Source organism: Sporosarcina sp. FSL W7-1349, from assembly GCF_038003045.1.
In the GTDB taxonomy this organism is placed as follows: domain Bacteria; phylum Bacillota; class Bacilli; order Bacillales_A; family Planococcaceae; genus Sporosarcina.
In genome coordinates this window covers 1,665,664-1,691,949 of the sequence record NZ_JBBOOK010000001.1, presented here as the reverse complement: position 1 = coordinate 1,691,949, position 26,286 = coordinate 1,665,664, and the positions used below count along the sequence as shown (strand labels likewise).

Below are 26,286 nucleotides of genomic sequence, written 5' to 3'. Positions count from 1 at the left end.
AGGGAGATTTTTATGATAATTTTAGTTGTTTTTGGAGTCTTATGTGGAATGATTGCTAGTATAGTTGGGGCAGGTAGTTCCATGATGATGACGCCTTTGCTGTTATATTTATATCCCTTACTTACCGGGACGCAATTTACTATTCAAACGATCACATCCGCAACGCTTGCACTTACTCTTTTTTCTACAGCAACGGCTTCGATCCGGTATCATCAGGCAAAACTCATACCGTATCGTTATGCTCTAATACTCGCAGCTAGTGGTTCGTTCGGGTCATTTATCTCTGGAAGTTACATTGCGCAATATGTAAACCATTTATTTGTTTTGATCCTTTTTGGTATTATTGCTGTTTTGTCGTTCGTCTTTAATTTAATTCCCATTAAAGAAAATAAGGTTGAGAAACCGGAGACAATACTTTTAGTAATAGGAATTATTCTTATCTTTTTCTTAGGTATCACTACAGGCATTATTGGAATTGGAGGTATGGTTCTGTTTATGCCATACCTAGTCTATGTGTTGCATTTTCCAATTCGCAAAGCAATCGGAACTACCACACTTTCTGGAGCTATGATTGCTCTTTTCGGGATTATCGGAAAATCTGTCGCAGGCATGATGTACTGGAAAATCGCCCTAATTGTTGCTATTGGTGGGATGGTTGGGGGTTATATTGGGCCTAGTTTAGGCAAATTCTTCCCTGAGCGTATACTGCGTTATGGTCTGGGGGGCATTCTGCTTTCGATTATAGCAATGGTCGTAATAGATATTATCCAATTAGTCAGGTAATGTGTTTGATAATAAAAGGGAACAACTTTTCAATTTTTGTTGCGGTTTTATATGACTTGATCGTTACGCATGGCAAACGCAAAACGACTGTATTGCAATGTAGCTACCGCACCCAATGGTTGTCGGAACAATAATCTTCTTTGAATTAAGACTCTTAACAGGCCAGATGGCTAAGGGTCTTTTTTGTTGTCTATTTTCATGGATGCCGAGATGGAAGGGATGGTTTGGTCCCTTGCGGCAGCATTGACTTAATTAATGGAAAACGATGCGAAATTTTAATTTAAATTATCGGCTGGGCTTATTATAGTTACCGGTGCTGAGAAATATGTAATGAAAAAGTTAAGAATTGGGCGCATTTATGCTACAATGAATTCCGTTCAATCGAATCTCTATGCTTTCGTTCAAAAGATTGCGCTTGTCAATTTCATGTATGAAGGCTTGATTTATAAGAGCAGTTGAAACGGGAGTTCCTGTTCCTATCTTAGGCTCTAATGTGAGCAGGTTAGAAATCGTGATTGCTCAAGGTCTGCATATTGCATTGATTGCAACGATTTAAGCAACAGGTCCGACTACCGCAAACATTCTCAATGAACTAGCCGGACGAAAAAATAAACCGTTCTGATTAATACCCTTGTGATTTCTGAAGTATCCCAGCTTTGGAAATTGGCAAAGCTTTGTTCCATGACCAATGGATCCACCAAAACATCTTAGAAAATAATAATGCCGATGTGAGATTATTCGCCAAATTTTCAATGACTTGTGCTTTTGGAAATTTAAACTATGCTTTAGCGGTTCCACCTGTCAGTGCACGGGCTATCCTTGAAAAAGCAAGATATCATAGAGCTCCGACAGATAATTAACAGGAACGATAAGTAGTTAATATTTAATTTCGGAGTATGACCTCGCATGGCAATAGAAACAGAAAGGATTTTTTTATGGTCATACAAAAAAGTATTTACTTAGTTGCAGCTGTATTCGTAGGCTTCCTTTTTAATATGCTGAATATCCCTGCCGGATGGCTGATCGGTTCGATACTGACCGGGATCATTTGTGGCGTGTTCATTACACGTTTCCAATTTCATCGAAACCTTTTTAAACTAGTGTTGGCTTTTGTAGGTGCCAATATTAGCCTGTTAATACATATTGATAGCTTGAAGCTAATCTCCCATCTTTTTCTCCCGTTGCTGGCCACCATCCTTGTTCTGATTGCAACTGGATATTTACTTGGGCTTCTTTTGCATAAAAAAACAAATATTGATCGGAACACGGCCTTTTTCTGCTGTATTCCAGGTGGTGCTTCTGAAATTATCGGAATTAGTGGTCAATATGGCGCAGATGATCGGTTGGTTGCTGCGTTCCATACGATTCGAATTACTTTTTTTACAATTTCCATCCCATTGCTTATAGGTTATTTTCATCCCATAACAGTTGAACCGACCGTGCAACACTCGATTACTCTTCTAAGTCCTTCGCAAATCTTGTTCTTTCTCATTGTCATCTTGATCACCCTTTTTCTTGATAAAAAATTAAAGTTTCCAGGCGGTACTTTAATCTTCTCTATCGTAACGGGTTTTCTATTGACGACATTATTCATGGAGATCGAGCCAGTGCCACGAACGACCTCGGGAATAGGCCAAGCATTGATCGGTGCTTTTGTAGGGATTCGATTTGATCGGGAGGTCCTTAAAAGCGTGTGGAAAGTAGGTCCCACCACAGTACTAATCATTTCAACCCTTTTTTGTATCACGTTAGGAACCTCCTTCATTTTTATGCTAATTACGGGTCTTCCTTATGCAACGAGTTTGATCAGCACGGTACCTGCCGGAGCTGCGGAAATGACGGTTACCGCTGTTGCCTTGGAGGTTAATCCGACGATTGTAGCGAGCTTGCACATTATCCGGGTCATCACCCTGTTCTTACTGTTATCTTTTTTATTGAAGTTTTTGAAAATAAAAACGAGTAATGAGGTTTGAGGATAGAAGGACGGAGCGAGTTATATGAAACAAAAAATAACCTAGTTCGATGGGAATCTTGAAATAGCCGGCAATCTCGAAAGCCGGCTATTTCATCTTTTTGTGCATGGTCATCAGAAGGGGAAGCGTAATCGGAATGACCAAAACATGGGCTAAAGAGCTTGGTAAATACGGCATACGTGTAAATGCTGTAGCACCTGGATTTATCAAGACAGAAATGACGGATTCTCTGCCTCAAAAAGTTCAAGAGACTATGATGAACAAATCCCCATTAAATGACTTTGGTACTGTAGAGGATGTGGCGAATGGCTACGCATTTCTGGCGTCTGATGAGGCGCGTTTTATTACAGGGGCTATCTTGAGTATTGATGGTGGCTTGGTTATCTAATTACATTTTGTCTGAAGGAAATAGAGCGAGTTGATCATATTGATATATGGTCAATTCGCTCTTTTGTTGTGATGATCTATTGGCTAGGAAGAGCCAGCGAAATTTAATATAGTTTTCAACATGTTTTGAGGGGAAGTACCGATGTATTTCTGTATTTTAAATATATGGATTATCAATTACTTATGTAACCCATACTTTCGCATTTTCGAATAAAGAGTCGATCGACCAATCCCAAGTATAAGCGCGGCTTGAGAGCGATTGTTGTTTGCCTTGGCAAGGGCTTGTACGATGGATTGTTTTTCAGTTGTTTCAAGTGTCCAGCTATCATGGTTTTTTTCCGGTTGACTCATCAAGCGTGTACTCTGGACGATTGGGAGAGGGATGAGTGAATCGGGTAAATGAACGGGCTCGATCCATTTAGTAATTCCAAGGTTGTACGCGCGTTCCAGTATATTTTCTAATTGCCTTACATTTCCTGGCCAGTCATAATTCTGTAAGATGGAAACTGCTGCACTTGTGAGGCCCATCACGTTTTTCTCCATTTTTTCATTTAATTTTTTGATTAGATAGTCACATAGGAACGTCAGATCATCGATCCTTTCCCTTACTGGTGGGATATGAATATTGACAACATCGATACGATAGTATAAATCTTCACGAAATGTTCCTTCCCTCACCATCTTCTTCAAATCTTTATTCGTTGCAGCAATAATACGGACATCCGCATCACGGACGACTGTATCCCCAATTCGTTCGAATGTTTGTTCTTGTAATACTCTCAGTAATTTAGCTTGAAGCGGGAGTGGCATATCGCCAATCTCATCAAGAAATAATGTTCCTTGATGGGCTAATTCGAATTTGCCAGGTTTTCCTCCTTTTTTTGCACCAGTAAATGCGCCTTCTGTGTACCCGAAAAATTCAGATTCCATCAGGTCTGCTGGGATTGCTGCACAATTCACTTCGATAAACCGACCGGTTCGTCTGGATTCCTCATGGATTGCCTCCGCAAATAATTCCTTTCCGGTTCCACTTTCTCCCGTTATTAAAATAGTGGAACTTCCTCCTGCGGCTAACAACGCTTCATTTTTAATTTTAACCATTTTAGTATTGTAACCAATGATTCGTTCGAAGGCGGAATCTTGTTTAGTGATGCGCTGTAGTTCGCCTTTATAGAAATTCAGCTCATTGTGTAAATGTTCGAGACGCAGAAATACATCCTTCCATTCATCTATATTTCGAAAGATCACTTTTGTAATAGTTCCTAATAAGCGATCATCTTGCATAATGGGGTCTTGGGAAATGAAACATGGATTTTTTAATATGGTTCGAACATCTCCCTCCACTCGATTACCAGCCAACACTTGTTCGAACGTAATTTCAGGGATCACGGTTGTCCAATGCTGGTTGAGTGTTTCAGCTTCAGTTATTTTAAAAAGATCATAAAACGCATCATTCACAACGGTAATGATTCCTTCTGCGTCTGTAATGATAATGGCATCAAAATTCTTAGCCAGTGCGTGGTGCAAAGTATGTTGAAGCCGTTTTGTAGACTCGAGTTCTGTTGCGATTGTTTCTAATTTCGTTATGTCTTGTAGAACAACCATTGCGCCACTTATTGTGTGTTGAAATTGGATGGGAATAAAGGAGGCTATTAATATATGTTCCCCAATTTCAACCTGTTGAGGCTTACTAGGAGAATGTTGTTGCAGTGTTTCGTTGAAATGGTCCAGTAATTGTGGAAATAGATTTTGAATGGGCTGATATTGGACTTCCTCTTTTTTCATGTTAAACATTTTTTCCGATTTTTTATTGAAAGTTAAAATCTGTTGTTCTGTATTTATTGAAATGACTGCGTCTTCCAGGTTCTCAATCAAAGCACTTAATTGGTTTACGAGCAATTCTTTTTCATGTAAGAAGCCAGTTATAATATCGGATTTTGTGACAATCCCATGTACTCGACGATGTTCGTCGATGACAATTCCATGAGCAACTTTGTGTTGAAGTAAGGTGTTCCGAGCAATATCAAAATTATCATTGCGATTTAGCGTAACGACATCGTGCGTAATAATAGAAGAAATCGGTAAGCGGATATCCGTTCCTTTAAGCATTTCACGGAACAAGGAATATTTACTAACAATACCAATCAACTTTTCATCTTCATCGACAACACATGTTACATCCGTACGTTTATGTAATAAAACTTGTATGACATCTGCAATTTGACTCGTAGGTTTCAGGGTGATGACATTTTTAGCACAGTAATCACTGATACTTAATTGCAATTATATTTCCCCCTATCGATTCAAAACGTCAAAGTTTGTTGGAGTATCTATTCATATCAATAATAGACTTACCTCATGAATTTCCTATCACAACTGATATACATGTATTGTACCATTTTAGTGCAAAAATCTAAAGGTTCGGTCAATTTTATGTGCCATAATCTGTGCAAAAACGATACAACTGTACTGTGCGGGATTTGCACATGTTACACCTAAAAAGATTTTTCTTTAACTGGAATGGTTAGTTATCGTCGTTTTCAAGTTTGGCATGATAATTGCAATAACTAATAGTGAAGGGGCAAATCATAATTGCTATTTACATTTGGAGGTGCAAGATGATGTTTGTTAAATCGGAAATGAGCGGAAGTCTGTGGAAGTTGTTAGTGAAAGAAGGGGATAGAATTACAGCAGACCAAGAAGTGGCTATTTTAGAGTCCATGAAAATGGAAATACCGATCACTTCCTCCATAGAAGGAACGGTTGCCAAGGTGAATAAGGCAGAAGGCGATTTTGTTCAAGAAGATGAAGTTATTTTGGAACTGAAAGCTTAACACGATTTCAAGGGGAGGTATTGCAATGACGATCAAGTTACCTGAACATCGAAAAATTGTTTCAAATCAGGAGAAGGAAGATGTGCTTCTACAAGAAAGGAAACGAATTGAGCAAGGTGGAGCGGAAAAGTACCGGCAACGAGTGCTTGAACAAAACAAACTTCCAGTCAGGGAACGCTTGGAACGATTATTCGATCCAAATTCCTTGAAAGAAGACGGACTATTCGCTGAAGCGCTACGATCGGATTTAGCCGCGGATGCAATGATTTCAGGGCTAGGAAAGATCAACGGTCAGCGTGTTTCATTCTTCGCTTCAGATCCAACAGTCAAAGCCGGATCATGGGGAGAGAAATCAGTAGAAAAAATGTTGCGTGCTCAAGAAATGGCTATGAAGTTGAAAATCCCCATGTTGTATATGATTGATTCAGCAGGAGGACGAATAACCGATCAAATTAAAATATTCCCTGGGAGAAGAAATAGCGGCAAGATTTTTTATAACCAAGTGAAGATGTCCGGGATGGTTCCTCAAATTTGTATTAATTTTGGACCGTCTCCAGCGGGTTCGGCATATATACCTGCCTTTGCAGATGTCGTAATCATGGTCGATAAAAATGCTAGTGCTTACTTAGGCTCCACACGAATGGTCGAAAAAGCGATTGGTGAAAAGGTGACGATGGAAGAGATGGGTGGTGCCCGCTTACATTGTTCTAAGAGTGGACTCGGAGATATTTTAGCTAAAGATGAAGACGATGCCATTCATAAAATCAAACAATACCTTTCTTATATGCCGGGAAATTACAAGGAGCAACCAAAGGTCATTGCACCGGCTGCACCGAAAACTGGCCGTTACCTTAAAGAAATTATTCCAGAAGATATGTATCGCCCATACGATATGTATGAGCTAATTGATAGAGTTGTCGACGAAGATAGCTTTTTTGAAATTAAGAAACTATTTGCCTCGGAGTTGATCGTCGGCTTTGCCAGATTTGATGGGAAAGTTGTCGGGATTGTTGCGAATCAACCGAAAGTGAAGGGGGGGACGCTATTCGTCGACTCTGCAGATAAAGGAGCCCGTTTCATTACATTATGTAATGCTTTCAATATACCACTCCTATTTTTATCAGATGTTCCGGGATATATGGTTGGATCAGCGGTGGAGAAGCAAGGGATTATTCGTCACGGTGCTAAGTTGATCACAGCAGTAAGTGAGGCAACCGTTCCTAAAATTTCAGTGATTGTTCGAAAATGTTACGGTGCGGGTCTCTATGCAATGTGTGGACCTGCATTCGATCCTGAAACGGTGATTGCTCTGCCTTCCGCTTCCATAGCGATTATGGGACCAGAGGCTGCAATAAACGCAGTTTATTATAATAAAATTCAAGAATTACCGGAAGAAGAACGTGCAGCTTATGTGGAGTTAAAAATAACGGAATATTCCAAAGATGTGGATAAATATGCACTTGCTTCGGAGTTGATAATTGATGAAATTATTCCATATGAACAGTTGCGTGAAGAAGTCATTGAACGCTTCGATTATTACGCATCAAAAGATATAACGTTTGGTGAAAAGAAAGTACCAGTACATCCTGTCTGAGGAGGAAGAGTATATGTCCATTTTTTCCAAGGAATTATTAAAAGGTCAAGTCGCAATTATTACAGGGGGCGGTACAGGGATTGGAAAACAAATTGCAACTGAGCTCGGAAAAGCAGGGGCGACGTTAGCGATTGCTGGACGAAGAGAAGATGTTCTAATAGAAACTGAAAAAGAGTTCAAGGAGCAAGGATTTCCGGTTATTTCTGTTGTCACCGATATCCGGGAACCGGAACAAGTTCAGCAGTTAGTCGATCAAACCGTTGAAGCCTTCGGTCAAGTAAATATTCTGGTCAATAATGCAGGTGGGCAATTTCCAAAGAGTTCTCTGGAACTGACGCCGAATGGCTGGAATGCAGTGATCGACACAAATTTAAATGGAACATTTTATATGACCCAAGCTGTAGCAAAGCAAATGGTAAAGCAAGAGAGTGGCGGTTCGATTACGAATATTTTAGTTAGCTTTTTACATCGAGGTGCGCCAGGAATTGCCCATTCTGTTGCAGCTAGAAATGGCGTTTACGGGATGATGCGTACTCTTGCGCTAGAATGGGCGAAACACAATATCCGCATTAACTCCATTGGACCGGGAGTCTTTGTGACGGAAGCGATGCAAAAAAATATGGCAAGTGCAGATGAAACAATGCTGAAAAATATGATTGATGCTGTTCCAATGAAACGCGGCGGTAAATTGGAAGAGTTAGGATGGCTCGTCACTTATTTATCAAGTCCAGCCGCTGAGTATATGACGGGAGAATTTATCGTCATTGATGGTGGAAATTCATTAGGTCATGGGATTACGTTTGAAGCTTACTAATAATATAGAGGTGATCAAATTGAAAACATTTCTTGCTACTATTGCGCAAGCCCGTTCAGGGGATAAAGGGAATACAGCCGATGTTTCTCTATTTGCAGATAGTCCAAAGATTTACGAGCTGCTAAAAAAAGAAGTGACGGTTGAGAAAGTAAAAGCATATTTTCATGGTATATGCAAAGGAGAGGTTGAACGCTTTGAAGTGCCGAATGTCTATGCTTTGAAATTTATTTTGCATGAATCATTAGGTGGTGGAGCCCCTCGGTCTATTCGCATTGATAACCTCGGAAAAGCTTTGGGTGCTGCGATTCTTAGAATGGAAATTGATGTACCTGAAGAGTTGATGAGCAATTTGAAAAGTAAACAACCTCCAAAAGAGCTTTCAGCTGTTAGCTCGGAATGGTCCTTTTAGATAGCTGAAATTGAATTTTATTAAGAAAGAAGGTATCGATATGCCTGATGAAATGGTTCGTGTTGAGGTGAAAGATCATATCGCCATTATGACGTTAAACCAGCCTGAAAAGCGTAACCCTTTATCTGAAAAGTTATGTTGGGCATTAATCAATAAATTGAATGAAGCAGTAGAGAATGATGAGGTGCATGTCATTTTACTTACAGGTGCAGGCAATGCCTTTTGTGCTGGAGGAGATTTAAAAGAGTTTACCAACTATCAGAGGAAATCCGCGAGCGCTGTTTATCAGGAAGGAAAAGGAACATCCGAATTGTTTAAAGCACTTTCTAGTTTAACGAAACCAGTTATTGGGGCCATTAACGGGCATGCGCTCGGTGGTGGTTTCGGATTGGCAGCGGCTTGCCATTATAGCATTGCGGCCGATACCGCTAAATTCGGCACAACGGAAATAAAATTAGGGTTGTTTCCCCTTGTTATCATGCCTGCAATCATTGAAGCCGTCGGTTCGAAAAAAGCATTGGAGTTAGGCTTTTCGGGAGAAATATTTTCTGCAGAAAAAGCATGTAAGTTAGGCGTTGTTAATAAAGTCGTTGCGAGCTCCGAACTGCTGGAAGAAGCATTTGCTTTTGCAAAACAATTGGCCTCGGCCAGTCCATTAGCCCTCAGTATCGGGCTTGATTATTACAATAAAGCCAGGGATATGGAGTGGAATAAAAAAATAGATTATGCGAATGCATTACGAGTCATGGCTTTTTTAAGTGACGATGTAAAAGAAGGCGCTACAGCTTTTTTGGAAAAACGTGAACCGGTATGGTCCGGAAAATAAGGAAAGGAGAAGTGAATAATGGAGAAAACAGTACGAATTGGCGCCGGGATGGGATTCTATGGAGATACAATACGTCCTGCCCTAGAGGTAGCCAAAAAAGGTGATGTCCAATATATTTGCTTCGATGCACTCGCAGAGCTGACGATGGCAATTTTGGAAAAAGCACGAAAAAAAGACCCTTCAAAAGGATTTACGAATGATATTACCTTGACAATGAAAACCTTGTTGCCCGAATGTTATCCGAAAGGGATAAAGTTAATTACAAACGCGGGCGGCATTAATCCAAAAGGAGCCGCACAGGAAGTCATCCGGGTAGCCGAAGAATTAGGTTTTCATGATTTGAAAGTGGGTGTCGTCACTGGAGATGATATTCATAATCGTATTGGTGAACTTCAGGAAAAAGGTATCGATTTTGTTGAGATGGGAACGGGAGAACTGTTGGAGAAGTACAAGGACAGGATGTTATTTGCATCTGTTTACTTAGGGGCGCAGCCGATTGTCGAGGCGTTGCGACAAGGTGCAGATGTTATTGTAACGGGAAGGACAACCGATACGGCGCAGTTTGCAGCTCCATTGATCTATGAGTTCGGTTGGGATTTTGATGAGTGGAATAAAATTGGAGCGGCCATTTTACTCGGCCATCTCTTAGAATGTTCCGGTCAAGCATCAGGGGGGAATTTCAGTGGAGATTGGTGGAATATCGAAGGGATCGATCAAATCGGCTATCCAATAGGCGAAGTCCATGAAGATGGTACCTTTTATATAACAAAAGCGCCAGGTACGGGTGGAAAAATAAATGTCGATACGGTGAAAGAGCAATTCTTGTATGAAATTCACGACCCGTCCAATTACATTACACCCGATGCAATTGTAGATTTTACGACAGCTATTCTTGAAGATGTTGGTCCGGACCGAGTGAAAGTTTCAAATGTTACGGGAAAGCCTGCTCCACCAACATTAAAGGCACTCATCGGGTATGAAAATGGTTGGTCTGGAGAAGGGATGCTCGGTTATACTTGGCCACATGCTTTAGAAAAAGCACGGAAAGCGGAGCAGATTTTGCGGACACAAATCGAAAAGCATGGTATTCAAGCTAATGCTATCCACACTAGTTTTTTAGGGTATAACTCGATGCACGGACCGATGGCGAAACAAGTCCAGACTGATGAGTTGAATGAAGTGTACTTAAGAATCGCGATTCAAACAGATGAAAAAGGAGAGGCAGCCAAACTAGGAAGATTACTTCCTCCTCTTGCGATCAATGGGCCACCATTTGGGGGGGGTGGACTTGGTGGCATGCAACGTCCGCGTCAATTACTTGGCTTGTTTTCTTGTTTAATTGATCGACATGTAATTGAAAATACAGTCCAAGTTAGGATTTACGAAGCGAAAAAAGGTGTTACGATTCAATCTTAATGGAATACTTTTTAAGCTTGTGAGATTGGACAATCCGGATGATGATGACTCTTATTGAAGGGTTGTTCATTTTCACTTATTAAAAATTCAATTGTGCCATGAATTGATAGGGGCGGAGATGAAGATGGAAAAGAAAATCATTCTTACGGTAAATACACCCTACGCGACTATTACGATGAATCATCCAGCAACTATGAATGCGGTTACAAATGAGTTTGCGGTTCAGTTTTTGCAAGCTTTGGATGAAATAGAAGCATCGCCAGAAATTCGTGCAGTTATTTTGACAGGTAGCGGAAAAAATTTTTGTTCAGGTGCAGACCTTGCGTTTATTCAAAATGAAGATTTAAGTGATATACATGAAAATGTGGCGTTCATGGAAAGATTGCAACAAATGGTGCTCCGTATGGAAGCGTTGAAATTGCCGATCATCGCAGCGGTAGATGGGTACTGTGTTGGCGGAGGATTTAGTTTAGCGCTAGCTGCTGATTATATGATTGCTACTCGGAATGCAAAATTTTCAATGATATTTACTAAAGTCGGCTTAGTACCTGACTTGGGATCATTCTATTTTCTTCCGAAGATTGTAGGGCGGGCGAAAGCGAAACAATTAATTTACACAGCTGAAGTGATTGATGCGGAAGAAGCGTACCGGATCGGGATCATAGGAAAACTTGTGGAGTCAGAGAATCTAATAGAAACGGCAATTTCAGATGCACAACTTATTGCTTCCAGAGCACCGAAAGCAGTTGAATTAGCGAAGCGGACTTTGAATGACAGTTCCGCTATTGATCTAGAAAGTTTGTTATTCAAAGAGGCTTTGCTCCAAGCGTCTCTATTTTTAACGGATGATTTCAAAGAAGCAATACAAGCATTTGTAGAAAAGAGGAGTCTTTCATTATAGAGGAAAAGGACGTGAACACCAGTGGGATATACAGTGGAGTATACGGAAGAAATCGAGATGTTGCGAAAAACGGTACAGCAATTTGTTGAAAATGAAATTGCTCCCATTGCAGAGGAAATGGACAGGACGGATGAATTTCCTATGCACTTATGGGGACACATGGGCGAGTTGGGGATGCTCGGTGCGATGATTCCCGAAGCGTATGGCGGAAGTGGTTTGGGAGCCGTTGAACAAGCCGTGATTACAGAGGAAATTGCCAAGTATAGTGCTGCTGTTGCAGTTTCCTATGCGGCCCATTCAAATTTATGTATGTACAACTTGTATAAAAACGGGAACGAAAAACAGCGTAAAAAGTACTTGCCGAAGCTGTGTGAAGGAACCAAAATTGGGGCGCTTGGATTGACAGAACCTGGTTCGGGATCCGATGCGGTAAATATGGGAACGACGGCACGGCAGGATGGTGATTATTATTATTTAAATGGAAGTAAAACGTTTATTACGAATGGACCGATAGCAGATGTTCTGATCGTGTACGCCAAAACGAAAAAAGAAAATGGGGAGTATGGGATTACGGCGTTCATTGTAGAGAAGGAGTTTGCAGGCTTTTCAGTTTCTAAACGGTTAGAAAAAATGGGGAATCGTGGGTCGGTAACGGGTGAGTTGATTTTTGATGATTGTCGGGTGCCAGCGGAAAACGTATTGGGAGAAGTAAATCGAGGTACTAAAGTAATGATGTCAGGTCTTGATATTGAAAGAGTGATCGTCTCGGCACTCGCTCTCGGAATTGGAAAGGGATCGTATCGAGAGGCGGTTAAATACTCGAAAGAACGTAGCCAATTCGGAAAAACGATTGAGAACTTCCAGTTGATTCAAGCAAAAATTGCCGATATGTATACAAATTTGGAAGCTGCCACATTAATGACGTACGATGCGGCTGAACGGTCTGATAAAGGCGAACGGATTACCTTGAAAGCGGCGTCAGCAATTCTATTTACTGCCGAAGCTGCAACAAAAGCTGCATTGGAGGCTGTCCAGATTCATGGTGGCTATGGGTATATGCTTGACTATCCTGTCAATCGTTATTTAAGGGATGCCAAACTTTATGAAATCGGTGCAGGGACATCCGAGGTGAGAAGGCTACTCATTGCAAGGGAATTATTGGGCGTTGAAACGTTTTAGCATAGCCACTAAAACTGGATGACCTACATCGAGAAAGACGCAAGTGCATTTATGATCTGTATGGAATACAGCCGAAGCGAAATGGCTCTACTGAATCAGTATGAGGAGGAATCACATGAAAATCGATGTCCATTCACTTTATGGTAGAAGGAATGTCAATCGATGGGAAAGAATGAGTGTTGGAGATATGTTAGAGCGCATTACGTATAGTTTTCCGGATAAAGAAGCTTTTGTCGCTTGGGAAGGAGCGTATGCACATCCTTCTAATAAACGGATCACTTACTTGGAGGCTGATCGGAAAGCAAACCAGTTTGCAAACGCATTGTTAGAAAAGGGATTGCAACGTGGTGATCGCATTTTATTACTTTGTGATAATTCAGTTGAAGCTTTTTTAACAAAGATTGCAATTGCGAAAGCTGGTTTAGTTGCAGTACCTGTGAATACAATGATGGCCCCTGATGTTATTTCTTATTTAATTACCTACGTAGAACCTGAAATGTTAATCATCGATGCAGAACACTGGGAGAACGTCGGTAGTATTTTCGAGGAACATCAATTGATGCCTGCGGTTACAATACCGATTGGCGGAGAAGTGATTGCCGGAAGTCAATCGTTCGAAGCGTTTATCGAAGGGAAATCGACTGAAGCCCCGGAAGTGGAAATCCATGGAGATGATATTTGGGAAATGCTTTTCACTTCCGGCACGACATCCATGCCTAAATGTGTCATGATTTCGCACACGTATACGTATATGGCAGCCTATAGCTTTGCTTTATCTTTGACGCGTGGTGTGCTGAATGAAAGTCAGGTGAAATTATGCGGATTCCTTCCTGTTATTTACCATATTGCAGATGTGGCATTTGTATTTTCAGTTTTTCTATCAGGTGGGACATTTATAATTGGTCGAAAGCTGGATAAGAAAAGAATTGCAGAAGCGATCAGTGAAGAGAAAGTCACCGCACTTTACGGTGGATCGACCACTTTCTTAAAAGAGTTTACAGATTATTTATATGAAAATCGAAACAAGTATGATGCAACTAGTTTGAAAGTTATTTTGTATGCTTGGGCGTCATTTAGTCCGGAGTATGCTGAACGCTTACAAAAACTATGCGGAGATTCCTTGTCCTTTTTTGAGATGTTAGGACAAACGGAATCCATTGCAAGTTTTCGCTTTTGGCATGATCTGTGGCCGGAAACGTATAAAGATAATGCACCAGCAGTGAATTATGTAGGTGTTCCGGCACCAATACTTTCTGCCGCACTGATTGATGCCAATGGGCAGCAAATTCAGGAGGCGAGAGTTCCGGGAGAGGCAGTGTATCGCTCCCCGGCGATGATGTCTGGCTATTACAAAGATGAAGAAGCGACGAAAGAAGCGTTTAAAACAGGTTGGTTTCATTCGGGTGACAGCTGCATATATGACGAGAATGGTCTTGCCATTATGTTGGATCGCTTTAAAGATGTGATCAAAACAGGTGGAGAAAATGTTTCAAGTTTAAGAGTTGAAGCTGTTATTGGCCAACATCCAGCTGTAGAGAGGGCGGCTGTAATTGGCGTACCAGATGAAAAATGGAACGAACGAGTAGTAGGCATTGTTGTGTTAAAGGAACAAAAAGAGGCTTCCGAGGAAGAAATTCTAACGTATTGTCGTAAAAAACTTGCTGGCTATGAAACACCAAAGGAAATTATTTTTGTGAAAAAGCTTCCTTCGACAGTTGGTGGGAAAATATTAAAACATCAACTGAGAAAACAGTTTGCTGAAACTATTGTAAAAGGCTAATCGACGAGAGACGGAAGTCGATTATAGGGATGCCGAAAAACTTTTTCAATTGTTAGGTCAAAGCAAACATATTTTGCTAGGACAAGATTTTGCAGTGCTATCATTCCGAAAGGGAGAGTTCCTTATGAGAATCGATGTAACCTCTTTATTTGGGAGAAGAAATGTTAATCGTTGGGAAAGAATGAGTGTTGGGGACATGTTGGAAAGAGTGACATATAGTTTTCCTGATAAAGAAGCAATCATTGGATGGGAAGGGGCGTATGCGGATCAATCCAATGCCCGATTAACGTATCGGCAAGCGAATGAAAAAGTTAATCAATTTGCGAATGGACTATTGGAGAAGGGGTTAAAGCGCGGAGATAAAATATTGCTGTTTTGTGATAACTCAGTTGAGGCGTTAATTGGAAAAATAGGAATCGCTAAAGCCGGGTTGGTTGCCGTTCCTATGAATACCATGATGGCTCCTGACGTCATCGATTATTTAATAAAATTTGTCGAGCCGCAAATGTTAATGGTTGATGCGGAACATTGGGAGAAAGTCGGACCTGTCTGTGAGGAAAACAAATTATTGCCATCCATCACGATACCAATCGGAGGGGAAGTAATTCCGGGAAGTCGTTCATTTGAGCATTTTATTGCAAATCGTTCGAAGGAAGAGCCTGATGTAGAAATTCATGGAGATGATATTTGGGAATTGCTTTTCACGTCTGGAACGACTTCCATGCCGAAAGCTGTGATGATTTCCCACACAAATACGTATTTAGCCAGTTATAATTTTTCATTATCTTTAACACGGGGGATTATAAACGAAAGTCAGTTAAAGATTTGTAGCTTCTTGCCGGTCATTTATCACGTTGGGGATCAGCCATTCGCATTTTCAAATTTCCTGGCAGGCGGGACAATGGTCATCGGACGGAAGGTAGAGCAAGGTTCGATTGCTGAAGCGGTGACAAAAGAAAAAGTGACGGCTCTTTGGGCAGGCTCGCCAGCATTTTTATCAAGCTGGACGGACTTCATCTTGGCAAGACAAGATAAATATAATATAAGCAGTTTAACTGTCATCGTCTACGGTTGGTCGTCTTTATCGCCGAAATATAATAAACATCTCAAAACTTTATGTGGCGATGATTTAGTGCTATTTGAAATTTTTGGACAGACAGAATCCATTACTTGTTATCGTTTTTGGCATGATATGTGGCCAGAAACTTATGAAAAGTATGCGCCTCATGTAAATTATGTAGGTGTGCCAAGCGCTATACTAGCTTCTGTCATTATGGATGAAGAAGGTAATGTCATCCAAGAACATGGACTAGCGGGCGAGGCTGTTTATCGTTCACCGGCGATAATGTCCGGTTACTATAAAGATGAAGAGGCGACACGAAACGCATTAAGGCATGGCTGGTTTCATTCAGGTGATAGCTGCATGTATGACGAAGAAGGATTAGCCGTAATGGTTGATCGTTATAAAGATATTGTCAAATCGGGCGGCGAAAACGTTTCGAGCATCCGGGTTGAAACTGTGTTAATGCAACATCCTGCTGTTGAAAGGGCAGCTGCGATTGGATTGCCTGACGAGAGATGGGGAGAAGTTGTTACGGGTATCGTCGTTATGAAACAGGATGTACAAGTAACAGAAGATGAGTTGATCCATTACTGCCGTGAATCATTGGCAGGGTTTGAAACACCTAAACAAATTTTCTTTGTTGATAAATTACCCGAGACGGTAGGCGGGAAAGTATTGAAATACCGTTTGCGAAAACAATTTTCTCATGAACAACAAATTACTTAACAAGTTAGTATAACTGTCACTCTAAAAATCTAACTCTTCAGTCTATATTATTTGTTATAAAAATATATAGGGGTGAGAATAGTTGAATATTGCCAGTTATATTGACCGTTCTGTTCGGGAGCATCCAGAGAAAATTGCGATCAGAATGGATAACATGGAACTTACCTATCGGGCATTTTATCAAAGAGCCTGTTCATTGGCACAATTTTTGTTGGAAAATGGCATTAAGAAAGGCGATAAACTTGGAGTATATATGTCAAATTGTCCGGATTATCTAGTTGCTTTGTATGCAACGTGGATGGTTGCAGGCGTTGCGGTTCCAATTAATTATCGTTTTCATGCAGAGGAATTACAATTTGTTATTGAAGATTCAGAGATTAAGATGCTTGTTATTAACGTTAATGATATAAATCGACTTGAGGCCATGTTTCAAAAATTCCCCAACCTTCTGTTAATTACGCAAGGTGAAGTCAAAACAATTCCTTCTTTGGAAAAAATCTATGCAAATAAAGTCTTCAGCATGAAAACTACGCCTTGTTTAGATACAGATGATGCGCTGCTAATGTATACAAGTGGGACAACAGGTAAACCAAAGGGAGTGAGGCAAACGCATCGAACAAATACTGCGTCTGTAGAAATGGTTATCGATACATGGCAATTAACATCAAAGGATCATTTGTTGGGGACTTTTCCCATGTTCCATGTAGGTGGGCTACAATGTACGACACTTCCGGTTTTTTTTACCGGTGGAACTGTAACTTTAATAGCCCGTTGGAGTGCAAAGGAATGGGTAGATCTTACTCGTAAACTTCTGCCAACTTGGACTGGTGTGATTTCAACAATGTTGGTGGATATCGTAAATTATGCAAAGCGAAATCCATTAGAGAAAAAATGGTTTGAACCACTTCGTTTTAGCTTTTTTGGTGGATCTCCAACGCCAAGTATCATTTGTGATTACTTTGAGGAAAATATTATATCCCCTTTGTATGAAATCTATGGTCAGACAGAATTATCTGGTCTCATGATAACTTATTCTATTGGTGATAAAAGAAGGAAGGGAGCTATGGGGCAAGCGCGAAGTCAAGTTGTAGAAGCAAAGATCGTTTCACAAGACGGTACAAGATCGATCCTTCCTGGTGATGAAGAAAGTGGCGAACTTTTCTTGAAAGGAGACGTTGTTACGCCGGGTTATTGGAAGCGGGAAGATTTAAATGTAGAACGTTTTGTAGGAGGCTGGATCAAAACTGGTGACGTGGTACGTTGGGATGCAGATGGCTATTTATATTACACAGACCGATTTGATGACTTGATTGTTACGGGCGGGGAAAACGTTTATCCGAAAGAAGTGGAAAATATTATCGCAGAGCATCCGGGTGTTGCAGAAGTTGCGGTTATCGGTACACCCCACGACAGGTGGATTGAACAAGTGACAGCGATCATCGTTCCTATTGATCAAAGTCTGACTAAGCAACAAATTATTGAGCATTGTGAAAATCATCCAAATCTTGCAGGCTATAAAAAACCTCGAAGAATTGAAATCGTTCAAGAACTTCCTAAGACGGGAAGTGGAAAGTTAAGTAAACATATATTGAAGGAACGATATAGTTAAAAGGAGCAAGAAGCTTAGAAGATAAAAAATTGCAGATACAGAATGGAGGAAAACGATAGTGATTGCAGGAAACCTGATTCACCGAGTAAATGTTGGTGACATCTTACGACGGACATCGAGTAGATATCCGAATCATATTGCGGTTCAGGAAGGGGAGCGGCAGTATACGTATAGAGAATTTAATGAGATTGTGAATCAAGCAGCAAACGGCTTGAAATCTATTGGGCTAAAACGAGGAGACAGATTAGCCCTTATTTCAAGTAATTCAATTGAATTTTTACAAATATATTTTGCGTGTGCAAAGACGGGTATTACCATTATTCCGATTAATCTTTCGTTATTAACACATGAAGTAGCGTATATACTAGAAGATTCAAGTGCCAAAGCGCTAATCATTGAGGATACTCAGGCGTATCAATTAGAAGAGCTTTCGCAAATTGCCACATTGCAAACAGCAATTGTTATAGGCAACGTGTGTTCAAATGAAAATCAATACGCTGATTGGTTTTCATTATATAGCAATCAAAAAGGCACTGAAGTTATAAGTGAAGTAACAGACCGTGATCTGATGCAATGTTTGTATACGAGTGGGACAACATCCAATCCAAAGGGTGTCATGAGCAGTCATTTAGCAGTTTATATGAATACTTTGGGCACTGCATTTGATTTGCAGTTTACGTCAAATGACATTTCAATCGCGATGCTCCCAATGCATCATGTTGCGCAATTAAATGCTATTACAACTCCAGTCATGATGGCCGGCGGTACCGTCGTGATTATGAAAAAGTTTGAACCGATTGAATTAATGGTCTTGATTGAAAAAGTAGGGGCTACTCAGATTTTTGGATTGCCAATGATGTATCGGACCTTACTCGATCATCCAGAACGTTCGAATTATGATTTATCCACGTTGCGACTTTGCGTTTATGCAATGGCAGTCATGCCCGACCATGAGATAAAACGAGCAATCGAAACTTTTCAATGTGATTTTGCATTGCTTTTTGGACAGACAGAAATGGCTCCAGTGGCCACTGTTTTTCGACCAGAACACCAACTAACAAAATCCGGTTCGGTAGGCTTGTCGGGTGTAAATGTGGATGTTGCCATTATGGATGAAAATGGCCGGGTCTTGCCGACAGGAGAAATTGGGGAAATTGTCTATAGAAGCCCGCAAGTGATGGAAGGTTATTTGAATGATCAAGCCAAAACGGAAGAGGCTTTTCAACATGAGTGGTTCCATAGTGGTGACTATGGATATCTCGATGAAGATGCAATTCTATGGTTCATCGACCGTAAAAAGGATATGGTGAAAACAGGTGGAGTCAACGTTGCTTCTATGGAAGTAGAGAAAGTGATTTTTCAAAATCCACGTGTTGATAATGTTGCGGTAGTTGGCATGCCTCATACTCATTGGACGGAAGCACTTACAGCATTTGTAATCCCGAAAGAAGGGGAGACGGTGACGGAAGAAGAAATTATTGCATTGTGCAAAAAACAGTTGGGCGGTTATAAAGTTCCAAAAAAAGTATTGATAGTTGACGAGTTTCCTGTAACATCTACAGGTAAGATTCAAAAGCATGCTTTGAGAAAAATGTACAGTGAGTTATATGTAGAGATTCAAAATTAATTTTTTAGATAGCTATTCTGACGAATCAAGTAAGCTCTGAAATGGCAAGTTAAATTCATGATTGCTACTCTCATCTTCCAGAGGACGCTCGAATAGCCTCAACAGGCACTAAAGAACTTACCACAAAAGCTTATTTGCTTTTTGGTAAGTTCGAAGTGCCTGAGAGACTAGACTCCCTTCCAGAATCAACGCCACCTATAGTAATAACCCTTATTTTTTAACTACCAGTAATCTCCTCAGCAGCTACGAAAAAAATGAAAAACCATCCCACAAAACAACACATACATCTACCACCTTTATTATTCTAAAAATAACAAATACACCCATTCTATTAATCTTCACGGAATTGGAAAATCCTCTCCAAACCGGTTTGGAATGCGGTTTACATGCTGATCATTTAAGGTGTATGATTTTTCTTTTCTTTATCTGTCGCTTATAATAAGATAGCGTTGGAAAAGTCTATTTCCCGGCAATTCGGGGAATACTTTGACAGATTTTCAACACATATTTACAACTCCTGGAAAAAGTCTCGTTGTGGGCTTTTTTTAGTTCGGACAGATTGAATGGAGGTGTTTGGACATGCATTTGCTGCCGCGTGAAGTGGACAAGTTGCTCATCGTTGTAGCGGCTGATTTGGCACGTCGGAGAAAGGACCGGGGCCTCAAGTTGAACCATCCTGAAGCCGTCTCATTGATTACTTACGAAGTGCTGGAAGGGGCCCGGGACGGGAAAACCGTTGCGGAGCTGATGGAATATGGCGCGAACATCCTCTCTCGTGAGGATGTCATGGAAGGCGTGCCGGAGATGATTCCGGACATTCAGGTGGAAGCGACTTTTCCGGACGGGACGAAACTTGTCACCGTTCACCAGCCAATTCGATAATGACTGAGAGGAGGGATGCAGCGATGCATCCAGGACAATACGTTCTGCAAGAGGAAGACATCATCTGTAATGAAGGAAAGGCCGTCTTGATTCTTACTGTGACGAATACCGGTGACCGCCCCATCCAGGTCGGCTCGCATTTTCACTTTTATGAAACGAACCCTGCCCTTCAATTCAACCGGCAAGAAGCGTACGGCAAGCGGCTGAATGTGCCCGCTGGTGCGGCGGTTCGGTTTGAGCCGGGGGATGAAAAGGATATTGAATTGATCGATTTTTCAGGCGAGCGTCGGATCTATGGATTCAACAACAAGGTCGACGGGCCGCTTGATCAGGAGGGTGGATCATGAGCTTCAGAATGACAAGAAAGCAATATGCGGAAATGTTTGGCCCGACGACGGGTGACTCGGTCCGTCTGGCGGATACGAATTTGTATATCCGAATCGAGAAAGATTATACAACATACGGGGAAGAAGTCGTGTTTGGGGGCGGTAAGGTCATCCGAGACGGAATGGGGCAACATCCGCTTGCTACACGCGCGGACGGGACCGCTGACGTTGTCATTACAAACGCGATCATCTTTGACTACACCGGCATCGTCAAGGCAGACTTGGGAATCAAGGATGGACGCATCATCGGTATCGGAAAGGCCGGCAATCCGCTTATCACGAACAATGTCGATATCATTATCGGCGCATCCACAGAGATCATTGCGGGGGAAGGACGGATTGTCACTGCGGGAGCAATTGATACCCATGTTCATTTCATGAATCCGATGCAAGTGCAAGTTGCTTTGTCGTCGGGGACGACTACCCTGATTGGGGGAGGAACGGGTCCGGCAACTGGTTCGAAAGCAACCACCGTTACGCCGGGTGAATGGAATATTCACCGCATGCTAATGGCCGCGGAAGGACTGCCGATCAATGTCGGTTTCACTGGCAAGGGGCACGCAGCGGCAATCGAACCTCTTGCCGAGCAGGTCCGTGCCGGGGTGATTGGCCTTAAAGTACATGAGGACTGGGGTGCCACGAGCTCTTCGCTTGACCATGCCCTGCAGGTTGCGGATGAATACGATGTCCAAGTGGCTCTTCACGCCGATACGCTTAACGAAGCAGGATTCATGGAAGAGACGATGGCTGCGGTCAAGGGACGCGTTCTCCATATGTACCATACAGAAGGGGCCGGCGGTGGACACGCACCCGATTTGATCAAGTCTGCTGGCTATCTGAATATCTTGCCTTCCTCCACAAATCCGACCTTGCCTTATACCGTCAACACGGTCGATGAACACTTGGATATGGTAATGGTCTGCCACCACCTCAATCCTTCCGTACCGGAAGATATCGCATTTGCCGATTCAAGAATACGGCGGGAAACGATTGCGGCCGAGGACATCCTCCAAGATATGGGCGTCTTCAGTATGGTCAGCTCCGACTCGCAGGCGATGGGGCGGTTAGGGGAAGTCACGATCCGGACTTGGCAGGTCGCTGACAAGATGAAGATGCAGCGCGGCCTTCTTCCAGGCGACAGTGAATATGCGGATAATAATCGAGCGAAGCGCTACATTGCAAAATATACGATTAATCCGGCTATCACTCACGGTATAGCCGATCATGTCGGTTCGATTGAAGTCGGCAAGATTGCGGACCTTGTGCTTTGGAATCCTGCCTTCTTTGGCGTCAAGCCTGAAATGGTATTGAAATCCGGTTTTGCCGTGAGTGGATTGATGGGGGATGCGAATGCCTCAATCCCGACACCGCAACCGTACATTATGCGTCCGATGTATGCGCAGTATGGCAAAGCGCTACACGAGAGCTCAATCACATTCATTTCCAAAGCGGCATTTGACGACGGGGTCCATGAAAAACTGGGTCTTCAGAAACGCATCCTTCCGGTCGGCGGCATCCGCAATCTAACAAAGAAGGATATGAAGCTGAACTCGGAAACACCGGATATCACGGTCGATCCGCAAACCTATGAAGTCCACGTCAATGGAGAGCATCTAATATGTGACCCGGTGGACACTGTGCCAATGGGGCAACGATATTTCTTATTCTGAGGTGAATATGATGATCATTGAACAAGTTTTGGCCAATCTGGAGGATTTAGATCCGAAGGAAATTGAAGGCCGGCATATAGAAAAGGTTCTTCTAGAAAGTGACGCGCTTGTCAAGCGCATTCAGCGTGTGAAAACTGACCACGGAACGGAACTGGGCATCCGCCTGAAAGGACAGGGAGACCTGCGGGCGGGGGACGTCCTGCATATGGACGATCGCAATATGATTGTTGTCGATGTGATGACAGACGACTTGCTCGTCATTCGACCGCGTTCCATTGGCGAGATGGGCATGATTGCTCACCAACTTGGCAATCGGCATCTTCCTGCCCAGTTTGAAGGGGATGAAATGCTGGTTCAGTATGATTACCTCGTCGAGGAGCTTTTAGGTCAGCTAGATATCCCGCATGTTCGAGAAAACAGGAAAGTGAAGGAAGCTTTCCGGCATATCGGACATAGCCATGAATAATCGGCTTCTCCCGCTTTTTCAGCTTTGCGACTCGAACCTTCCGACTGGCGCATTCAGCCACTCGTTTGGCCTTGAAACATACATCCAAGCCGGGACTGTAATGGATGCGCCCTCGTTTGAGGAATGGCTAGTGTGCTATGTCCAGGAGCAGCTCGCCTATACGGATGGGCTTGCTTGCCGGATGGCGTATGATGCACTGGAAAGCGGCGAGATGCACAAAATTGGCAGAATCGGCCAGTTGCTCCATATTCAGAACTTGCCGCGGGAAACGCGTCAAGGTACGCGGATGGTAGGGGAACGAATGATGAAGCTGGCAGCGAGTCTGTTCGACCTTTCACTTATTCAGGGATATCAGGAATTGGTCGCTGATCGGCGGACAGTCCCCCATCCGGCCATCGTTTTTACGATCATAGCCCATGAACTCGGCTGCAGTCGGGAGGAAGCTATCCTCTATTATCTTTATTCCTCCATTTCCGGCCTCGTCCAAAATGCCGTGAGGGCGATCCCACTTGGCCAAACGGCAGGACAACATATCTTATACCGGTTCGGGACAGTGCTCCATGAGACCGTTGACAAAATCCTTGGACTTTCAGAAGAGGACTTTGGAATCGTGGCACCTGGCCTCGAGCTCTCACAGATGCAACATGAGCGGGTCAATGTCCGCATTTTCATGTCTTGACAAAACCAAATGTTTTATAGAAAAGGAAGTGTGTTCGTATGGAACCTATTAAAATTGGAGTCGGCGGTCCAGTCGGTGCAGGCAAGACGATGCTCGTCGAGAAGCTGACGCGCCGCCTGCAGGATGACATCAATATGGCGGTCGTGACAAACGATATTTATACAAAAGAGGACGCAAAATTCCTAGTTGCCCACGGCGTACTCGGGGAAGACCGTATCATCGGCGTTGAGACCGGCGGATGTCCGCATACCGCTATCCGGGAAGATGCCTCCATGAACTTTGCGGCAATTGATGAGCTTGTCAGCCGCCATCCAGACGTTGAACTGATTTTCGTTGAAAGCGGCGGAGACAATCTGGCCGCTACATTCAGTCCGGAACTAGTCGATTTTTCGATTTACATCATCGACGTTGCGCAAGGGGAGAAAATTCCACGCAAAGGCGGGCAGGGGATGATCAAATCCGATTTGTTCATCATTAACAAGACCGATCTAGCTCCATTCGTCGGCGCTCGGCTGGAGGTTATGGCAGAAGACACGAAAAAATTCCGAGGGGACAAGCCATTCGTCTTCACGAATTTGAAAACAGAAGAAGGCCTTGATGAAGTGATCGATTGGATCAATCGGCATGCCCTGCTTAAAGGGCTGTCGTGATATGACGAAATGGACAGGGGAGCTTTCTCTTTCCCTCGAAGACCGGGGCGGCAGGACAGTCGCCCGGAATGTCTATTTTCAAGGCGCGTTCAAAGTGATGCGCCCCATTTATCACGATGATTCGGGCATGGTCTGCTATTATCTTTTGAACCCCGGAGGCGGCTATCTCGATGGAGACCGCTATCGGATGGACATCACGGTGGACAGCGGTGCTCGTGTAACGCTGACGACCCAGTCTGCCACCAAAGTATATAAGACCCCGACCGATCATGCGCAACAGGAGACAACGATCACGCTGCGGGCGGGCAGCTATCTGGAATTCCTGCCCGATCCGCTCATCGCTTACCGAGACGCGCACTACCGCCAGAAGAACATCGTTCATATGGAGAAGGGGGCCACTTTCCTCTATACCGATATTTTAACCCCGGGCTGGTCCCCCGACGGAGGCAAATTCACGTATAATACCGTCCAGCTCATAAATGAGATCTACCTGGACGGAGAGCCGGCGATCTTCGATCATATCAAACTCGTTCCCTCCGCCCAGACTGTTAGCGGTCTTGGTTTCATGGAAGGGTATACGCATCTCGGTTCGATGATCGCTGTCGGGGAACAGACGACGGACGAGCTGATCGATGCGCTACATGATCTGCTAGAAAGCACCCGTGGGGAAAAGGAAGTGAAATTTGGGATTTCGCGCCTTGCGGTTCCAGGCTTCAGCATCCGGATCCTCGCCAGCAAGACCGGGCAGATCGAAAAGATGCTGGCTGCTTGCCATCGGAAGATCAGCGAAGAATGGCTCGGTCTTACCCCCGCCTCTTTAAGGAAATATTGAAATGAATCCGGAAGCCGAAATGGCCCCGGATTTTTTTATTGTGTAATTAAAATTATTGACATAAAGACGAAGCATTTTGTATAGAAGTTTTTCCATTTTAGCTTCCTGTCCAGCTGAGAATATCCCGGAATTGATCGGGAAAATGGTTTTGTTTTTCGAGGTGTGGTGTTCTTAGTTGGCCAGTAAATTTCGGAGTAGACGTTCTGCTTTTCATTTGAAAAATAAGTATGATTGCTTTAAGGTGAGGGGAAACATAAATAAGAGAAGGAGGGAACATGCGATGCATGAAAACAATATGCCCGAACCGGTACTTGACAATTTTGAGGTGGAACGGGTCTTCGAGGACCGGCCGCATGCACGTCATGCCTTCACCTTCAGTATCGAAGGCGATGAATACAAGGGCCATTTTCATGACGGCGAAATCCAGTGGCTGCATCCCCATCCCAAGCAACTGATTGGGGAAGATGCTGCCGAAGCGATCGAAACCGCCATTTATAAGCTAATGGAGGAATCAGGCATCCTTATGGAAGTGAAGCACCTCGAAGTAAAGCCTGCATTCGAAGATCGGCTGTATGAGCGTCGGCAATTCACTCTACATGTTCAAGGAGAAGAATTTAAGGGATTGGTCCATCAGGGGGATATCCAATGGTTTCATCCACAGCCTCATCAAAAGATGGAAGAGGAACAGGTCCAGGCACTCGAATCTCAAATCCACGATGAGATCAGCACTTCTTCAGAGCTGGAAGATACGATGCGCATCGATTTAGAAAAATAAATATGATAAAAGCCCGGGGGGACCG

General features: G+C 42.9%; 25 protein-coding genes. 24 read left to right on the top strand and 1 reads right to left on the bottom strand.

Translation table 11 applies throughout. The annotated features are described in order from the left end of the window. Positions 1 to 12 precede the first annotated feature (12 nt). The 4 genes from MKY41_RS08330 to MKY41_RS08315 all read left to right on the top strand — a co-directional run bounded on the left by MKY41_RS08330 (position 13) and on the right by MKY41_RS08315 (position 3,144). Complete coding sequence (locus tag MKY41_RS08330; RefSeq protein WP_340744591.1) at positions 13 to 783, top strand: sulfite exporter TauE/SafE family protein; 771 nt, start codon at positions 13 to 15, stop codon at positions 781 to 783. Positions 784 to 1,439: 656 nt separating this feature from the next. Then, a complete protein-coding gene (locus MKY41_RS08325) occupies positions 1,440 to 1,643 on the top strand; it encodes a hypothetical protein (RefSeq protein WP_340744590.1) in 204 nt (67 codons plus the stop codon). A 75-nt stretch (positions 1,644 to 1,718) separates the two neighbouring features. Next, entirely contained in the window at positions 1,719 to 2,756 is a 1,038-nt protein-coding gene (locus MKY41_RS08320; protein WP_340744589.1) for an AbrB family transcriptional regulator, read from the top strand. A 106-nt stretch (positions 2,757 to 2,862) separates the two neighbouring features. Further along, the gene (locus tag MKY41_RS08315) at positions 2,863 to 3,144 is read left to right on the top strand and encodes an SDR family oxidoreductase (protein ID WP_340745660.1); all 282 of its coding nucleotides are present in this window, start codon (positions 2,863 to 2,865) and stop codon (positions 3,142 to 3,144) included. Positions 3,145 to 3,320: 176 nt separating this feature from the next. Here MKY41_RS08315 and MKY41_RS08310 read toward each other — a convergent pair whose 3' ends face one another. Next, the gene (locus MKY41_RS08310) at positions 3,321 to 5,426 is read right to left on the bottom strand and encodes a sigma 54-interacting transcriptional regulator (RefSeq protein ID WP_340744588.1); all 2,106 of its coding nucleotides are present in this window, start codon (positions 5,424 to 5,426) and stop codon (positions 3,321 to 3,323) included. A gap of 338 nt (positions 5,427 to 5,764) precedes the next feature. Here MKY41_RS08310 and MKY41_RS08305 point away from each other — a divergent pair, with 338 nt between their 5' ends. From MKY41_RS08305 to MKY41_RS08210, 20 genes are all read left to right on the top strand, one after another. After that, entirely contained in the window at positions 5,765 to 5,977 is a 213-nt protein-coding gene (locus tag MKY41_RS08305) for an acetyl-CoA carboxylase biotin carboxyl carrier protein subunit (protein ID WP_340745659.1), read from the top strand. Between the two features lie 25 nt (positions 5,978 to 6,002). After that, a complete protein-coding gene (locus MKY41_RS08300) occupies positions 6,003 to 7,571 on the top strand; it encodes an acyl-CoA carboxylase subunit beta (protein ID WP_340744587.1) in 1,569 nt (522 codons plus the stop codon). Positions 7,572 to 7,584: 13 nt separating this feature from the next. Continuing rightward, the gene (locus MKY41_RS08295) at positions 7,585 to 8,385 is read left to right on the top strand and encodes an SDR family oxidoreductase (protein WP_340744586.1); all 801 of its coding nucleotides are present in this window, start codon (positions 7,585 to 7,587) and stop codon (positions 8,383 to 8,385) included. A 19-nt stretch (positions 8,386 to 8,404) separates the two neighbouring features. Next, positions 8,405 to 8,794 (top strand): AtuA-related protein, encoded by a 390-nt coding sequence (locus tag MKY41_RS08290; protein ID WP_340744585.1) that lies wholly within the window; start codon positions 8,405 to 8,407, stop codon positions 8,792 to 8,794. A 40-nt stretch (positions 8,795 to 8,834) separates the two neighbouring features. Beyond that, positions 8,835 to 9,620, top strand: a complete 786-nt coding sequence (locus tag MKY41_RS08285; protein WP_340744584.1) for an enoyl-CoA hydratase/isomerase family protein — start codon at positions 8,835 to 8,837, stop codon at positions 9,618 to 9,620. An 18-nt stretch (positions 9,621 to 9,638) separates the two neighbouring features. After that, positions 9,639 to 11,036 (top strand): acyclic terpene utilization AtuA family protein, encoded by a 1,398-nt coding sequence (locus MKY41_RS08280; protein ID WP_340744583.1) that lies wholly within the window; start codon positions 9,639 to 9,641, stop codon positions 11,034 to 11,036. 124 nt (positions 11,037 to 11,160) lie between these two features. Beyond that, complete coding sequence (locus tag MKY41_RS08275; protein ID WP_340744582.1) at positions 11,161 to 11,937, top strand: enoyl-CoA hydratase/isomerase family protein; 777 nt, start codon at positions 11,161 to 11,163, stop codon at positions 11,935 to 11,937. Positions 11,938 to 11,958: 21 nt separating this feature from the next. Then, on the top strand, positions 11,959 to 13,116 hold the full coding sequence (locus MKY41_RS08270; protein WP_340744581.1) for an acyl-CoA dehydrogenase family protein: 1,158 nt from the start codon (positions 11,959 to 11,961) through the stop codon (positions 13,114 to 13,116). 115 nt (positions 13,117 to 13,231) lie between these two features. Next, positions 13,232 to 14,896, top strand: coding sequence for an AMP-binding protein (locus tag MKY41_RS08265; RefSeq protein ID WP_340744580.1), 1,665 nt, complete (start codon positions 13,232 to 13,234; stop codon positions 14,894 to 14,896). A gap of 124 nt (positions 14,897 to 15,020) precedes the next feature. Further along, positions 15,021 to 16,685 carry an AMP-binding protein gene (locus MKY41_RS08260; protein ID WP_340744579.1) on the top strand — a complete coding sequence of 555 codons (1,665 nt, stop codon included), beginning with the start codon at positions 15,021 to 15,023 and terminating at the stop codon, positions 16,683 to 16,685. Positions 16,686 to 16,767: 82 nt separating this feature from the next. Next, positions 16,768 to 18,294, top strand: coding sequence for a class I adenylate-forming enzyme family protein (locus MKY41_RS08255; protein WP_340744578.1), 1,527 nt, complete (start codon positions 16,768 to 16,770; stop codon positions 18,292 to 18,294). 58 nt (positions 18,295 to 18,352) lie between these two features. Further along, a complete protein-coding gene (locus tag MKY41_RS08250) occupies positions 18,353 to 19,921 on the top strand; it encodes a long-chain-fatty-acid--CoA ligase (RefSeq protein WP_340744577.1) in 1,569 nt (522 codons plus the stop codon). A 579-nt stretch (positions 19,922 to 20,500) separates the two neighbouring features. Further along, positions 20,501 to 20,803 carry an urease subunit gamma gene (locus MKY41_RS08245; protein WP_340744576.1) on the top strand — a complete coding sequence of 101 codons (303 nt, stop codon included), beginning with the start codon at positions 20,501 to 20,503 and terminating at the stop codon, positions 20,801 to 20,803. A gap of 23 nt (positions 20,804 to 20,826) precedes the next feature. Next, positions 20,827 to 21,150: an urease subunit beta gene (locus MKY41_RS08240; protein ID WP_340744575.1), complete on the top strand. Its 324-nt coding sequence runs from the start codon at positions 20,827 to 20,829 to the stop codon at positions 21,148 to 21,150. Further along, entirely contained in the window at positions 21,147 to 22,859 is a 1,713-nt protein-coding gene (gene ureC / locus MKY41_RS08235) for an urease subunit alpha (protein WP_340744574.1), read from the top strand. The genes MKY41_RS08240 and ureC overlap by 4 nt, the downstream gene beginning before the upstream one ends. Before the next feature lie 10 nt (positions 22,860 to 22,869). Next, on the top strand, positions 22,870 to 23,325 hold the full coding sequence (gene ureE, locus MKY41_RS08230) for an urease accessory protein UreE (protein WP_340744573.1): 456 nt from the start codon (positions 22,870 to 22,872) through the stop codon (positions 23,323 to 23,325). After that, positions 23,318 to 24,004 (top strand): urease accessory protein UreF, encoded by a 687-nt coding sequence (locus MKY41_RS08225; RefSeq protein ID WP_340744572.1) that lies wholly within the window; start codon positions 23,318 to 23,320, stop codon positions 24,002 to 24,004. Before ureE ends, MKY41_RS08225 begins: the two co-directional genes overlap by 8 nt. 38 nt (positions 24,005 to 24,042) lie before the next feature. After that, entirely contained in the window at positions 24,043 to 24,654 is a 612-nt protein-coding gene (gene ureG / locus MKY41_RS08220) for an urease accessory protein UreG (protein WP_340744571.1), read from the top strand. Position 24,655: 1 nt separating this feature from the next. After that, complete coding sequence (locus MKY41_RS08215) at positions 24,656 to 25,486, top strand: urease accessory protein UreD (RefSeq protein ID WP_340744570.1); 831 nt, start codon at positions 24,656 to 24,658, stop codon at positions 25,484 to 25,486. A 280-nt stretch (positions 25,487 to 25,766) separates the two neighbouring features. After that, entirely contained in the window at positions 25,767 to 26,261 is a 495-nt protein-coding gene (locus MKY41_RS08210; protein ID WP_340744569.1) for a hypothetical protein, read from the top strand. Positions 26,262 to 26,286: the final 25 nt, after the last annotated feature.